A 13,750-nucleotide genomic window follows, 5' to 3' on the forward strand; every position below is an offset into this window, starting at 1 on the left:
GTCGCACGCGCCGCGAAGGCGCGTGCGGGAATCAATGCTGGTGTTGCTTGCGCAGACGCTGGATCGCCGCGAGTTGCGCAACGGCGTAGGCCAGTTCGGCCTGCGCGGTGGCGTACTCGAGGTTCGAGCCGGCGTTCTGCAGCGCCTCTTCAGCGCGCTTGCGCGCTTCGGCGGCCTTCGCTTCGTCGAGATCCTTGCCGCGGATCGCGGTGTCGGCGAGCACCGTCACGGCGCCCGGCTGCACTTCGAGAATGCCGCCTGCAACGAACACGAACTCTTCGTCGCCACTTTCACCGACGATGCGCACCGCACCCGGACGAATCCGCGTGATGAGCGGCGTGTGGCCAGGCAGAATGCCCAGCTCGCCGGCTTCACCCGGAAGCGCGACGAACTTCGCCTGGCCGTCATAGATGCTCTCTTCGGCGCTGACGACGTCTACCTTGATGGTTGCTGCCATATGTGTCGAACTCCTGGGGTCAAGGGGTTGCGGCGGCGAGACCGATCAACGCTGATGGAAACCCGCGCGACAAATCTCGCCTCTTTGCCTGCAACGCGACCCTTACTGGATCTTCTTGGCCTTTTCGAAGGCTTCGTCGATCGTGCCGACCATGTAGAACGCCTGCTCCGGCAGGTGATCGCACTCGCCTTCGACGATCATCTTGAAGCCGCGGATGGTTTCCTTCAGCGGCACGTACTTGCCCGGCGAGCCCGTGAAGACTTCCGCGACGTGGAACGGCTGCGACAGGAAACGCTGGATCTTACGTGCGCGGGCGACGGTCAGCTTGTCTTCCGGCGACAGTTCGTCCATGCCCAGAATTGCGATGATGTCACGCAGTTCCTTGTAGCGCTGGAGCGTCTGTTGCACGCGGCGCGTGATCGAGTAGTGCTCTTCACCGATCACGTTCGGGTCGATCTGGCGCGAGGTCGAATCGAGCGGGTCGACTGCCGGGTAGATACCCAGCGAGGCGATGTCACGCGACAGCACGACGGTTGCGTCCAGGTGGCCGAAGGTCGTAGCCGGCGACGGGTCGGTCAAGTCATCCGCAGGGACGTACACGGCCTGAACCGACGTAATCGAGCCCTTCTTGGTCGACGTGATGCGCTCTTGCAGCTTGCCCATTTCTTCAGCCAGCGTCGGCTGATAGCCCACTGCCGACGGCATACGGCCGAGCAGCGCCGACACTTCCGTGCCAGCCAGCGTGAAACGGTAGATGTTGTCGACGAAGAACAGCACGTCGAGGCCTTCGTCACGGAAGTGCTCGGCCATCGTCAGACCGGTCAGCGCGACGCGCAGACGGTTGCCCGGCGGCTCGTTCATCTGGCCGTAGACCAGCGCGACCTTGTCGAGAACGTTCGAGTCCTTCATTTCGTGGTAGAAGTCGTTGCCCTCACGGGTACGCTCGCCCACGCCCGCGAACACGGAGAAACCGCCGTGCTCCTTCGCGATGTTGTTGATGAGCTCCATCATGTTGACGGTCTTGCCCACGCCAGCACCACCGAACAGGCCAACCTTGCCGCCCTTTGCGAACGGGCAGATCAGGTCGATAACCTTGATGCCGGTTTCGAGCAGTTCAGCCGACGGCGACAGATCTTCGAACGCCGGAGCCTTCTGGTGGATCGCGCGCGTCGTTTCGCTGACGATCGGGCCGGCTTCGTCGATCGGACGGCCGAGCACGTCCATGATGCGGCCGAGGGTCGGCTTGCCGACCGGCACGCTGATGGGCTTGCCCGTGTTCTTCACCACGGTGCCGCGACGCAGGCCGTCCGACGCACCCAGACAGATGGTGCGGACAACGCCGTCGCCCAGCTGCTGCTGCACTTCCAGGGTCAGTTCCGACCCGTCGAGAATCAGCGCGTCGTAGATCTTCGGCATGGTCTCGCGCGGGAATTCCACGTCGATCACCGCGCCGATGCACTGTACGATCTTGCCTTCTACCAAAGCAGTTGTACTCATCGATTTTCCTTTAGATACCTGAATTCTTCACTCGCCCACCGGTTCAACACCGGCGCGGTTTCGCAATCGGTTCGCGACTATCAGACGGCTGCTGCGCCGCCGACGATTTCCGAAAGTTCCTTCGTAATCGCGGCCTGGCGGCTCTTGTTGTACGAGAGCTGCAGTTCGTTGATGACCGTCTTCGCGTTGTCCGACGCCGCCTTCATCGCGACCATACGGGCCGACTGCTCCGACGCCATGTTTTCCGCCACGGCCTGATAGACCAAAGCTTCGACATAGCGGACCAGCAGTTCGTCCACGACGGTTTGCGCGTCCGGCTCGTAGATGTAGTCCCACGCCGACTTCGGCGTCGTGCCGTCGTCGTTGCTTTCCAGGCGCTCGGCCGACAGCGGCAGCAGCTGCTCGATCACCGGCTCCTGCTTCATCGTGTTGACGAAGCGCGTGTACGCGAGGTACACCGCCGAAAGCTTGCCTTCCGAGTACTGGTCGAGCTGCACCTTGATGGCGCCGATCAGCTTTTCCAGATGCGGCGTGTCGCCGAGTTGCACGACATTCGAGACGACTTTCGCGCGCAGACGGTTCAGGAAACCGAGGCCCTTGCTGCCGATCGCCGTAGCTTCGATCGACGTGCCGGATGCTTCCAGATCCTTGAACTTCTGCAGCGTCGCGCGCAGCACGTTGGTGTTCATCCCGCCGCACAGACCCTTGTCCGTGGTGACGAGAATCACGCCGGCGACCTTCGCATCGTTGTTTTCCACCATGAACGGGTGGCGATACTCGGGGTTCGCACGGCTCATGTGCGCAGCGATGTCGCGGACCTTGTCGGCATACGGGCGGGCGGCGCGCATGCGCTCCTGGGCACGGCGCATTTTCGACGCCGCGACCATTTCCATCGCCTTGGTGATCTTGCGCGTGTTTTGCACGCTCTTGATCTTGCCGCGAATTTCCTTCATTCCAGCCATTGCTTGCTCCTTGATCGAAGCGGAGCGGGATTCACCGAACGCCGCGCCGCCCCAATGTCCGTTTATCTAGATTGATTCCCGGACGGATCAATATGCGCCGGACTTCTTGAAGTCCTTGAGAACCGCGTGCAGCGCGTTCTCGTCGTCCTTCGACAGGTCCTTCTTGTCCTCGATGCGCGCGACGAGGTCGGCGTGCTTCGACTTCAGGTATTCGCGCAGGCCCTTTTCGAACGGCAGGACGTCCTTGACGTCGATGTCGTCGAGGTAGCCGTTGTTGGCCGAGAACAGCGCAACCGCCAGTTCCCAGACCTGCAGCGGCTGATACTGCGGCTGCTTGAGCAGTTCCGTCACGCGGCGGCCGCGCTCGAGCTGCTTGCGGGTCGCTTCGTCGAGGTCCGAGGCGAACTGGGCGAATGCCGCCAGTTCACGGTACTGCGCGAGGTCGGTACGGATACCGCCCGACAGCTTCTTCACGACCTTGGTCTGAGCCGCACCGCCAACACGCGACACCGACACGCCGGCGTTGATTGCCGGGCGGATGCCTGCGTTGAACAGGTCGGTTTCCAGGAAGATCTGGCCGTCGGTAATCGAGATCACGTTCGTCGGAACGAATGCCGTGACGTCGCCTGCCTGCGTTTCGATGATCGGCAGTGCCGTCAGCGAACCCGTCTTGCCCTTGACTTCGCCGTTCGTGAACTTCTCGACGTAGTCGGCCGACACGCGTGCAGCGCGCTCGAGCAGACGCGAGTGGAGATAGAACACGTCGCCGGGGTAAGCTTCGCGGCCCGGCGGGCGGCGCAGCAGCAGCGAGATCTGGCGATAGGCCCAGGCTTGCTTGGTCAGATCGTCATAAATGATCAGGGCGTCTTGACCGCGATCGCGGAAGTATTCGCCCATCGTGCAGCCGGCGTACGGTGCGAGGTACTGCAGCGCAGCCGATTCCGAAGCCGAAGCCGCCACGACGATCGTGTACTCGATCGCGCCGGTTTCTTCGAGCTTGCGCAGCACGTTCTGGATCGACGACGCCTTCTGGCCGATGGCGACGTAGATACAGATCAGGTCCTTGCCCTTCTGGTTGATGATCGTGTCGACGGCCACTGCGGTCTTGCCGCACTGACGGTCGCCGATAATCAGCTCACGCTGGCCACGGCCGATCGGCACCATTGCGTCGATCGACTTCAGACCGGTTTGCACCGGCTGCGACACGCCTTCACGCCAGATCACGCCCGGAGCGATCTTTTCGATCGCGTCGGTCGCCTTGGCGTTGATCGGGCCCTTGCCGTCGATCGGGTTGCCGAGCGGATCGACCACGCGGCCGATCAGTTCCGGGCCAACCGGGACTTCCAGAATGCGGCCCGTCGTCTTGACGATGTCGCCTTCCGAAATGTGTTCGTATTCACCGAGAATCACGGCGCCGACCGAGTCACGCTCGAGGTTCAGCGCGAGACCGAAGGTGTTGCCCGGGAATTCGAGCATTTCGCCTTGCATCACGTCCGACAGGCCGTGGATGCGCACGATGCCGTCGGTCACGGAGATCACGGTGCCCTGGTTGCGAACGTCTGCGCTCGCTTCAAGGCCCTGGATCCGGCTCTTGATCAGCTCGCTGATCTCAGAGGGATTGAGTTGCATTATTCGCTCCTGATGTTCAATTCTGTTGCGTGCCAGCCGCTGCGTTCGGTGTGTTCACCGGGACGCTCAAGCGGTCAGAGCCACCTGCATGCTGGCGAGCCGCGCGCGGACCGAGGTATCGAGCACTTCGTCGCCGACCGTGACGCGCACGCCGCCAATCAGCGACTTGTCGATTTCAACGGTGGGCTTCAGCTTGCATTTGAACTTGCGTTCGAGGCTGGCCACGAGGTCGTTCAACTGGGTGCCTTCGAGCGGGAACGCGCTGACGATCAGCGCGTCGGCCGCACCGGCCTTCGCATTCTTGAGCGCTTCGAACTGTGCGTGGATTTCCGGCAGCAGTTCCAGGCGGTGATTCGCGACCAGCATCTGGACGAGGTTCCTGGCCTCGGCCGAATCCTTGAGCGGGGACTTCACCGCCGCGAGCAGCAGCTCGACGACCTGGGCATGGCTTACTTTCGGGCTCGTCGCGACCGACAGCACGTCGGACATGGCCGCAACCTGTGCCAGCTCCGTAACGAGCGTGGACCAGGCGGCGGTGTCACCAGCTTCGGCCACGCCAAACAGGGCTTCTGCGTACGGGCGGGCGATGGTTGCAAGTTCGGCCATGATCAGAGCTCGGCTTTCAGTTGATTCAGCAGTTCGGCATGTGCCGACTGATCGACTTCGCGCTTCAGGATCTGCTCGGCGCCTTGCACGGCGAGCGCGGCGACTTCAGCGCGCAGAACTTCGCGTGCCTTGACGACTTGCTGGTCCGCGTCGGCCTTCGCTTGCGCGATGATGCGCGCTGCTTCGGCGTGGGCCTGGGCCTTGATTTCTTCAGCGACTGCGAGAGCGCGCTTTTCCGCGTCGGCAATGCGGTTTTGGCCCTCGTTACGGGCCGTAGCGAGTTCCTCGCCCACGCGCTTATGCGCGGCTTCGAGTTCCGCCTTGCCCTTTTCCGCAGCGGCGAGGCCGTCCGCGATCTTCTTCGAGCGCTCGTCGAGGGCGTTGATCAACGGCGGCCACACGAACTTCATCGTGAACCACGCGAGGATCAGGAACACGACCATTTGCGCAAACAGGGTTGCGTTGAGATTCACGGTGTTTCCTTAAACGTTGCTATTCCGGGGAATTGAAACGGCAAGGCGCTCATCGGTTGTGAAACTCGATCAGCGCCTCGTCTCCCGTTCCGCCATGCGCCCTTAACCGTTATAGATCAGGCGCAACCTTCCAGGGAACTTAGCCCGCGAGCTTCGAGAGCAGCGGGTTAGCGAACGCGAACAGCATTGCAACACCCACGCCAATCAGGAACGCTGCATCGATCAGACCAGCCAGCAGGAACATCTTCGTTTGCAGCGGGTTCATCAGTTCAGGCTGACGTGCGCACGCTTCGATGTACTTGCCGCCCATCAGGCCGATACCGATACAGGCGCCGATTGCACCCAGGCCGATGATGATGCCGATACCGATGGCCGTGAAACCCTGGATGTTGGCGATGAAAGCTTGCATGATCACTCCTTTGTGAGATTTTCTGGAACTGGGGATTTAAAACTTAAACTGCAAATCTGGTACGACCGCCGTTTAGTGGCTGTCGTGTGCCTGGCCGATGTACACCAGCGTCAGCATCATGAAAATGAACGCCTGCAGCAGAACGATCAGAATGTGGAAGATCGCCCAGACGCTGCCCGCAATCACGTGGCCGATGAAGCCAAGCACCGTCGAATCCGCGCCGAAGGTCCACAGACTGCCCAGCAGGGCGATCAGCAGGAACAGCAGTTCGCCTGCATACATGTTGCCGAACAACCGCAGGGCGAGCGAAACCGTCTTGGCGACGAATTCGATGATGTTGAGTGCAAGGTTCGGGATCCACAGCAGCGGATGCGAGCCGAACGGAGCCGACAGCAGCTCGTGAACGAAGCCGCCGGGGCCCTTGATCTTGAGGTTGTAATAGATCATCAGCACGAACACGCCGAGCGCGATGCCGAACGTGCCGTTGAGGTCGGCGGTCGGGACGATGCGCTGGTGCGGGAGTGCTTCGGACAGACCCAGCCAGCCGATCACGCGGCCCGGCAGGTCGACGGGGATGAAGTCGAGGCAGTTCATCAGCGCCACCCAGACGAAGACCGTCAGGGCCAGCGGAGCGATGAATTTGCGGTTGCCGTGAATGATGGACTTCGACTGGTCTTCGACCATTTCGACCAGCATTTCGATGGCGCACTGGAAGCGGCCCGGCACGCCGGACGTAGCCTTACGCGCGGCGACAAACAGCAGCAGGATGGTGGCGAGGCCGCACAGGATCGACCAGAACAGCGTGTCGATGTTCCAGACGTGGAAATCGACGATCGACGTCTGATGCGAGGTGGAAAAATTCTGCAAGTGGTGCGCAATGTACTCGGACGGATCCAGAGCGCGCGTTCCTTCGCTGGCTGCCATATCGTTAAAACCACCCAAATTGTCGAAAATCGTTTCCGGCCGTTCCCGCACCTACCAGTTTGCGGGAACGCACCGCCGCGGATCGTGTCTTATCTGCTCCGCATGGGCCAGCTGATCTTCGCCTCCATCGCCTCTACGCCCGCAGGCGGCGCGATGTTGGCGGGATTCAGCGCCACGCGAGCGCGATCCAGTATGTCTTCAGTGCGATCAGGTACGTGATGAGCAGCGGAATCCACTGCACGTCGCGATACCAGAACGCGATGGCGACGAACATCGCAATCGTCGCCCCCATCTTGAATGCTTCACCGAGCATCCAGTTCATTACGGTGCCGGCGCCGCTCAACTGCTTGAGGCGGGCCGCGAACAACGCTCCGGGCACCCAGCAGATCGCTCCACCCAGCAACGCGGAGAGCGGCACACTGCTCGGCGCAGCCGCAACCGGTGGCTTATAAAACAGCCACCACAACAACGTAGCAACCAGGGACAAAACCACTTGCGCCGCCACGACGCGAAACGGCGTGACGCGCGATGGGCGACTCACCTGTGCGCCGAACAGCTGCTCGGCCTCAATCCGGGTGAGCGGAACGATGTCGTTGTTATCTTGCTGATCGGCGTCCAACTGGTCCCAGCGTTCGTTGTGATCGCCACGCGAACCTGCGGCTCCTGCCTTATCCGTCCCTGCATCCTGCCCCCGGCGGGATGCTTCGCTCGCGCTACGCGGACCATCGGGCCCTTCATGCGCCTGCGGCGCTTCGTCTGGCCTCTGACCCACCATCGCGTTATTCCGGATATTTGCCTTTCGCGCGTTTTATTACAACGTGCTTACAGCATCGCCAACCAAATAAATCCGGGCGATTGTAAGCGATAGTTGCAGCCAATTCAAGACTTTAGCCCGCTCAATAACACCCGTGAAATGCTACTTCATCATGCGGAAAACGCGCCATTACCCGCGGGGTAACGGAAAATGTAAGGGAGCGTTCGACACACGGTTTGCACTCAGGAGAGCCAGGCAAAACGGGGCGCGATTTTACCTTGTAACGACGCTCATGTCGCTGATCTGTTTCATTTCTGTCAGAAAAAATACAACAGCAGGCCGCCGCAAATTGTCGCAGCGAACCAGAACGGGATCGCGATGAGGTGGAACGGCAGCCAGACGCCGCGCTCGCCCGACAGACGCACGGCGATCAGGTTCGCGAGCGAGCCGATCGCGAGACCGAAGCCGCCGACGCTCACGCCGAATGCCAGCGCGCGCCAGTCGTGCGTGAAGCCCGCGAGCACGATGGCCGCCGGCACGTTGCTGATGGCCTGAGAGAGCACGGCGCCGGCCAGATAGGCGCGTAGCGGCGTCTGCAGCGCGAGGCCTTCCAGCGCGTGATGGATCCACGGCAGCGCCGCCGCGCTGCGCAGGACGATGAACATCAGCACGAAGATCAGCAGCAGCAGCCAGTCGATCTTCAGCACGATGCGCGCGCGCCAGATCAGGAAACCGGCGGCGACGCCCGCGAGGGCGATGCCGGCGCGATGCGCGTCGGCGAGCAGCACGAACGCCACGAAGAGGACGGCCGCGACACCGGCCAGCGCGCGATCGACGCCATGCGCCTCGGCGTCGCGGCTCAGATCGAGCGTTTTTGGCCTGAAAAGAAACGCGGCCAGCGCGAACAACATCGCCATCAGCACCGCGCACAGCGGCGCCAGTGCGGCGACGAAGCGACCAAATGCCGCACCACTCAATTGCCAGAGAAACAGGTTTTGCGGATTGCCGAGCGGCGTCAGGATGGAGCCCGCGTTCACAGCGAGCGCGATGACGATCACGAGCCGCTTCAGGGGCAATGGCGTCAATTTGTGCAGCGACAACACCAGCGGCACGACGACGAACAGCGCGACGTCGTTGGTCACGACCGTCGACAGGGCCGCCGCCAGACCGATCAGCAGAAACGCCAGCGCGCGCTCGGAGCGGATGCGATGCACGAGTTTGTGCGCAACCCAGGTCAGGAATCCTGAATATTCGATGGCCTTCGTGAGAATGAGCAGGCCCGCGAGCGTCATCACTGTTTGCCAGTCGACGAGCGCGGGCAGCGTGCTCCACGCGCGCGGCGCGAAAACCTGCAGCAGCACGAGCGCGGCGACGAGTATCGTCAGCACCGGCTCTGCCGCCGCGAACGCGCCGACCCGGCGCAGCAGACTCAGGGGGCCGCGTTGCGCGGCGTCAGGCTCCTGCACCTTGGGCGCGAACGTGCGTCAAACGGCGGCTTCGCCGCGCAAACGCAGCAAAATGCCGTCAAGTGCATCGAGATCGCCGAAGTCAACGCTAAGCTGACCGCGACCGCGCCGGCCGAGCTTGATCTTCACCGTGGCGGACAACAAGTCCGACAGTTCTTCTTCGAGGCGGCGCGTGTCGCGGCCGCCGTCGTGCGCAGCCTTCGCCTTCACCGCGGGTGCGGCCTTGGTCGTCGCCGAAACGAGCTTCTCGGTTTCACGCACCGACATGCGCTTGTTGACCACCTGGTTCGCAAGCGTGATCTGCGTCGCGGCATCGACCGCGAGCAGCGCGCGCGCATGTCCCATGTCCAGGTCGCCCGCGAGCAACATGGTCTGCACCGGTGCAGCCAGGTTCAGCAGACGCAGCAGATTCGACACGGCGCTGCGCGAGCGCCCCACCGACTCCGCCGCCTGTTCGTGCGTGAAACTGAACTCGTCGAGCAGACGCTGGATACCCTGCGCCTCTTCGAGCGGATTCAGGTCTTCGCGCTGGATGTTCTCGATCAGCGCCATCGCGGCGGCGGCCTGATCGGGCACGTCCTTCACGAGCACCGGCACCTCGGTCAGCCCGGCGATGTGCGCCGCGCGAAAACGTCGCTCACCCGCGATGATCTCGTAGCGATCCGCGCTAACCGGACGCACGAGAATCGGCTGCATCAAACCCTGCGCGCGAATGCTCGCGGCCAGCTCCTGCAGCGCGCCCTCGTCCATGCGCGTACGCGGCTGATACTTGCCCGCCTGCATCTGCGTGAGCGGCAGCGTGTTGGGCGCGCCCTCGATCTTCACCGCCTCGGTGATGTCCGCGCTGCCGCCGAGCAGCGCTTCCAGTCCTCGACCCAGCCCCTTCTTCCGTGCTACTGCGTTCATCGTGCTTCTCCAGTCTGCGTCAGAGTGCGCGTACGCGCTCGATCATTTCCGCGCCGAATTGCACATAGGCCTGCGCGCCGCGCGACGCGCGATCGAACACCACGCCCGGCAAACCGTAGCTGGGCGCCTCCGCAAGCCGCACATTGCGCGGGATCACGGCGTCGAACACCTTGTCGCCAAAGTGCTCCTTGAGTTGCTCGGAAACCTGCTGCTGCAGCGTGATGCGCGGATCGAACATCACGCGCAAAAGCCCGATCACCTTCAGGTCGCGATTCATGTTCGCGTGCACCTGCTTGATGGTGTTCACGAGATCCGACAGACCTTCGAGCGCGAAGTACTCGCACTGCATCGGGATCACGACGCCATGCGCCGCGCACAAGCCATTAAGCGTGAGCAGCGAGAGCGCGGGCGGGCAGTCGATCAGCACGAAGTCGTATTGATCGTCCACCTGCGCGAGCGCGTTCTTCAGGCGTCGCTCGCGCTGTTCCACGGAGACCAGCTCCACTTCGGCGCCGGCGAGCTCGCGGTTGGCCGGCAGCACGTCGTAGCCCACCTGCTCCGGGCTCGTACGCGCCTGCGGCACGGTAATGCCGTCGACCAGCACTTCATAGACGGTGTACTCGCACGCCGCCTTGTCGATGCCGCTGCCCATCGTGGCATTGCCTTGCGGGTCGAGGTCGATGAGAAGGACACGTTGTCCCTGCGATGCGAGGCTCGCGGCGAGATTGACCGTTGTCGTCGTCTTGCCGACGCCGCCCTTCTGGTTCGCAACGCAGAAGATTTTTGCCATCTTTTGGGTGTCCCTTTACTGCCTTAAAAAGTTTGCTTACGTTATAGCGCGCACAACCCTGCCGCACTACTCGGCCGATCGGCCAACGAACTTGCCTACGCGATATCTCAAGCCGCACTCAGGCTGCCGCAACCGGTTCGACGGTGACTTCCGTCAGGTGCCGTTCGGCGTCGAGCATCGGCACGGCGAGGCGAATCGTCTGGACTGCCGTCGCGCCTTCCGGCAAGCGTTCAATCTCGCCTTCGGGACGCACACCCTTCATCGCCCAGATCGCGCCGCCGTCCGCAACGAGGTGACGGGCCAGTGTAACGAAATCGGCCAGTTCCGCGAATGCCCGCGAGACGATCAGATCGAATTTTTTCGGAACTTCGACACCAGGTCGCAGCGATTCGACTCGTCCGGTCACCACCGAGAGATTCGCGAGGCCGAGTTCAGCCTTCGCCTGCGACTGAAACGCCGACTTCTTCTGCACGATGTCGTTCAGCGTGACCTGCCAGTCGGGGCGCACGATCGCGAGCACGATGCCCGGCAAGCCGCCGCCCGAACCTACATCGAGCACGGCGGCGTTTTCACGTGAAGGTAGATGCGGCACGATCGAAAGCGAATCGAGGATGTGCTGGATCAGCATCTGGCGCGGGTCGCGAATCGCCGTCAGGTTGTAGACGGCGTTCCATTTCACGAGCAAGGCGACGTAGTCCAGCAGTTGTTCGTGCTGCCGCTCGCTCAATTCGATGGAGAGCGCTTGAGCGCCCTCTTTCAGCATCTGCGCGAGTGCGCCGCGATCGGCGATACCGGGTTGACGTGCGCGGCCGCTCATTGAGCCACCGGCGTCGTGTCGTTACCCGAATCGGCGGGCTTCTGGCGGCGACGGCCGAGGCCACGCTTGAGATGCACCATCAGCAGCGAAATCGCGGCGGGCGTGATGCCCGAGATACGCGAGGCCTGACCGATGGTTTCCGGGCGGAACTGATCGAGCTTCTGGCGTGCTTCGAACGAGAGACCGCGCACTTCCGCGTAATCGATGCCTTCGGGCAGACGCGTGTTCTCGTGCGTGCCGTTGCGCTCGATCTCGTCGGCCTGACGATCGATATAGCCCTGATATTTGACGCCGATCTCGATCTGTTCCTTGATCTGCGCGAGCAGGACCTCGTCGTCGGCAAGCGGCACTTCGGGGCCGCATGCGCCGCCGCGCAGGCCGCACACGCCGTCGTAGCTCACGCCCGGACGGCGCAGCAAGTCTGCGAGATTGTATTCGTGGTCAATGGGCTTGCCGAGCAAAGCGGTCGCCTCTTCCGCGCCCAGCGTCTTGGGGTTCACCCACGTCGACTTCAGGCGTTCGGTTTCACGTGAAACAGCGTCGCGCTTGCGGCTGAATGCGTCCCAGCGCGCGTCATCAACGACACCGAGTTCGCGGCCGATTTCGGTCAGGCGCATATCGGCGTTGTCTTCGCGCAGGCTCAGGCGATACTCCGCGCGGCTCGTGAACATGCGATACGGCTCCGAGACGCCACGCGTCACCAGATCGTCGACCAGCACGCCGAGGTAAGCCTGATCACGGCGCGGGCACCATGAGTCCTTGCCTTGCACCTGCAGACCGGCGTTGATACCCGCGAGCAAGCCTTGCGCCGCAGCTTCTTCGTAGCCGGTCGTGCCGTTGATCTGACCCGCAAAAAACAGACCGTTGATGACCTTCGTTTCCAGCGATGCCTTCAGGCCGCGCGGGTCGAAATAGTCGTACTCGATCGCATAGCCGGGGCGCAGGATGTGCGCGTGCTCAAGGCCGCGCATCGAGTGCACCAGTTCCAACTGAACGTCGAACGGCAGGCTCGTCGAGATTCCGTTCGGGTAGAACTCGTTCGTCGTCAGGCCTTCCGGCTCCAGATAGATCTGGTGCGACTCCTTCGACGCAAAGCGATGGATCTTGTCCTCAATCGACGGGCAATAGCGCGGCCCCACCCCCTCGATCACGCCCGTGTACATCGGCGAACGGTCGAGACCGCCGCGAATGATGTCGTGCGTGCGCTCATTGGTATGCGTGACCCAGCACGGGATCTGCTTCGGATGCTGCTCCGCGCGGCCAAGGAACGAGAACACCGGCACCGGATCGAGATCGCCCGGCTGCTCCTCGAGCACCGAAAAGTCGATCGTGCGGCCGTCGATACGCGGCGGCGTGCCGGTCTTGAGGCGGCCCTGCGGCAGCTTCAATTCCTTCAGGCGCGCCGACAACGTCACCGCAGCGGGATCGCCAGCGCGGCCGCCCGTGTAGTTGTTGAGGCCCACGTGAATCTTGCCGTCGAGGAACGTACCGGCCGTCAGCACCACAGCGCGCGCGCGGAAGCGCAGGCCAACCTGCGTCACGGCGCCAACTACCCGGTCGCCTTCGACCATCAGGTCTTCCACGGCCTGCTGGAACAGCCACAGATTCGGCTGATTCTCCAGGCGATGGCGGATCGCGGCCTTGTACAGAATGCGGTCAGCCTGGGCACGCGTCGCACGCACGGCGGGACCCTTCGACGAGTTGAGGATACGGAACTGAATGCCGCCCTCGTCCGTCGCAGCGGCCATCGCGCCGCCGAGTGCATCGACTTCCTTGACCAGATGGCCTTTGCCAATGCCGCCGATCGACGGATTGCAGCTCATCTGACCGAGCGTCTCGATGTTGTGCGTGAGCAGGAGCGTCTTTACGCCCATGCGGGCAGCGGCAAGCGCGGCCTCGGTGCCGGCGTGACCGCCGCCGACGACAATTACGTCAAATTCTGTTGGAAAAAGCATGGCGGGACCTCACGCACGGACAAATTGACCGCGTGAGCCTTCTCAGAAAAAGTGGTATGCGCGAATTATAACGGTTTCAGGTTTTGGGCCGTTCACGCCCGAATT

14 protein-coding genes are annotated in these 13,750 nt (G+C 62.6%); all 14 read right to left on the reverse strand.

The genetic code is table 11. The annotated features are described in order from the left end of the window. Positions 1–31: 31 nt before the first annotated feature. A complete protein-coding gene (locus tag LDO54_RS03845) occupies positions 32–457 on the reverse strand; it encodes a F0F1 ATP synthase subunit epsilon (protein ID WP_224006617.1) in 426 nt (141 codons plus the stop codon). Positions 458–559: 102 nt separating this feature from the next. Then, a complete protein-coding gene (gene atpD / locus LDO54_RS03850) occupies positions 560–1,954 on the reverse strand; it encodes a F0F1 ATP synthase subunit beta (RefSeq protein ID WP_224006620.1) in 1,395 nt (464 codons plus the stop codon). An 80-nt stretch (positions 1,955–2,034) separates the two neighbouring features. Continuing rightward, on the reverse strand, positions 2,035–2,916 hold the full coding sequence (gene atpG, locus LDO54_RS03855) for a F0F1 ATP synthase subunit gamma (RefSeq protein WP_224006623.1): 882 nt from the start codon (positions 2,914–2,916) through the stop codon (positions 2,035–2,037). An 87-nt stretch (positions 2,917–3,003) separates the two neighbouring features. Beyond that, positions 3,004–4,545 carry a F0F1 ATP synthase subunit alpha gene (gene atpA / locus LDO54_RS03860; RefSeq protein ID WP_224006625.1) on the reverse strand — a complete coding sequence of 514 codons (1,542 nt, stop codon included), beginning with the start codon at positions 4,543–4,545 and terminating at the stop codon, positions 3,004–3,006. 66 nt (positions 4,546–4,611) lie between these two features. Beyond that, positions 4,612–5,151: a F0F1 ATP synthase subunit delta gene (locus LDO54_RS03865; protein ID WP_224006629.1), complete on the reverse strand. Its 540-nt coding sequence runs from the start codon at positions 5,149–5,151 to the stop codon at positions 4,612–4,614. 2 nt (positions 5,152–5,153) lie between these two features. Next, complete coding sequence (locus LDO54_RS03870; RefSeq protein ID WP_224006632.1) at positions 5,154–5,624, reverse strand: F0F1 ATP synthase subunit B; 471 nt, start codon at positions 5,622–5,624, stop codon at positions 5,154–5,156. A gap of 139 nt (positions 5,625–5,763) precedes the next feature. After that, positions 5,764–6,033 (reverse strand): F0F1 ATP synthase subunit C, encoded by a 270-nt coding sequence (gene atpE, locus LDO54_RS03875; protein WP_028203308.1) that lies wholly within the window; start codon positions 6,031–6,033, stop codon positions 5,764–5,766. 72 nt (positions 6,034–6,105) lie between these two features. After that, positions 6,106–6,957: a F0F1 ATP synthase subunit A gene (gene atpB, locus LDO54_RS03880; protein WP_224006768.1), complete on the reverse strand. Its 852-nt coding sequence runs from the start codon at positions 6,955–6,957 to the stop codon at positions 6,106–6,108. A gap of 166 nt (positions 6,958–7,123) precedes the next feature. Next, positions 7,124–7,732, reverse strand: a complete 609-nt coding sequence (locus LDO54_RS03885; protein ID WP_224006649.1) for an ATP synthase subunit I — start codon at positions 7,730–7,732, stop codon at positions 7,124–7,126. A 296-nt stretch (positions 7,733–8,028) separates the two neighbouring features. Next, a complete protein-coding gene (locus LDO54_RS03890; RefSeq protein ID WP_224006771.1) occupies positions 8,029–9,144 on the reverse strand; it encodes an SLC13 family permease in 1,116 nt (371 codons plus the stop codon). A gap of 51 nt (positions 9,145–9,195) precedes the next feature. Continuing rightward, on the reverse strand, positions 9,196–10,083 hold the full coding sequence (locus LDO54_RS03895; RefSeq protein ID WP_224006652.1) for a ParB/RepB/Spo0J family partition protein: 888 nt from the start codon (positions 10,081–10,083) through the stop codon (positions 9,196–9,198). Between the two features lie 19 nt (positions 10,084–10,102). Next, positions 10,103–10,873: a ParA family protein gene (locus LDO54_RS03900; protein ID WP_205992020.1), complete on the reverse strand. Its 771-nt coding sequence runs from the start codon at positions 10,871–10,873 to the stop codon at positions 10,103–10,105. Between the two features lie 118 nt (positions 10,874–10,991). Next, positions 10,992–11,690, reverse strand: coding sequence for a 16S rRNA (guanine(527)-N(7))-methyltransferase RsmG (gene rsmG, locus LDO54_RS03905; protein ID WP_224006655.1), 699 nt, complete (start codon positions 11,688–11,690; stop codon positions 10,992–10,994). Beyond that, positions 11,687–13,645 carry a tRNA uridine-5-carboxymethylaminomethyl(34) synthesis enzyme MnmG gene (gene mnmG, locus LDO54_RS03910; RefSeq protein WP_224006658.1) on the reverse strand — a complete coding sequence of 653 codons (1,959 nt, stop codon included), beginning with the start codon at positions 13,643–13,645 and terminating at the stop codon, positions 11,687–11,689. Before mnmG ends, rsmG begins: the two co-directional genes overlap by 4 nt. Positions 13,646–13,750 lie beyond the last annotated feature (105 nt).

The organism is Paraburkholderia tropica, from assembly GCF_914484835.1.
GTDB classification, from domain to species: domain Bacteria; phylum Pseudomonadota; class Gammaproteobacteria; order Burkholderiales; family Burkholderiaceae; genus Paraburkholderia; species Paraburkholderia tropica_A.

Excerpts from the sequence above, each read along its gene's own strand:
- LDO54_RS03845 (WP_224006617.1), bottom strand. The coding sequence starts at position 457 with ATGGCAGCAACCATCAAGGTAGACGTCGTCAGCGCCGAAGAGAGCATC.
- atpD (WP_224006620.1), bottom strand. The coding sequence starts at position 1,954 with ATGAGTACAACTGCTTTGGTAGAAGGCAAGATCGTACAGTGCATCGGC.
- atpG (WP_224006623.1), bottom strand. The coding sequence starts at position 2,916 with ATGGCTGGAATGAAGGAAATTCGCGGCAAGATCAAGAGCGTGCAAAAC.
- atpA (WP_224006625.1), bottom strand. The coding sequence starts at position 4,545 with ATGCAACTCAATCCCTCTGAGATCAGCGAGCTGATCAAGAGCCGGATC.
- LDO54_RS03865 (WP_224006629.1), bottom strand. The coding sequence starts at position 5,151 with ATGGCCGAACTTGCAACCATCGCCCGCCCGTACGCAGAAGCCCTGTTT.
- atpE (WP_028203308.1), bottom strand. The coding sequence starts at position 6,033 with ATGCAAGCTTTCATCGCCAACATCCAGGGTTTCACGGCCATCGGTATC.
- atpB (WP_224006768.1), bottom strand. The coding sequence starts at position 6,957 with ATGGCAGCCAGCGAAGGAACGCGCGCTCTGGATCCGTCCGAGTACATT.
- LDO54_RS03885 (WP_224006649.1), bottom strand. The coding sequence starts at position 7,732 with ATGGTGGGTCAGAGGCCAGACGAAGCGCCGCAGGCGCATGAAGGGCCC.
- LDO54_RS03895 (WP_224006652.1), bottom strand. The coding sequence starts at position 10,083 with ATGAACGCAGTAGCACGGAAGAAGGGGCTGGGTCGAGGACTGGAAGCG.
- LDO54_RS03900 (WP_205992020.1), bottom strand. The coding sequence starts at position 10,873 with ATGGCAAAAATCTTCTGCGTTGCGAACCAGAAGGGCGGCGTCGGCAAG.
- rsmG (WP_224006655.1), bottom strand. The coding sequence starts at position 11,690 with ATGAGCGGCCGCGCACGTCAACCCGGTATCGCCGATCGCGGCGCACTC.
- mnmG (WP_224006658.1), bottom strand. The coding sequence starts at position 13,645 with ATGCTTTTTCCAACAGAATTTGACGTAATTGTCGTCGGCGGCGGTCAC.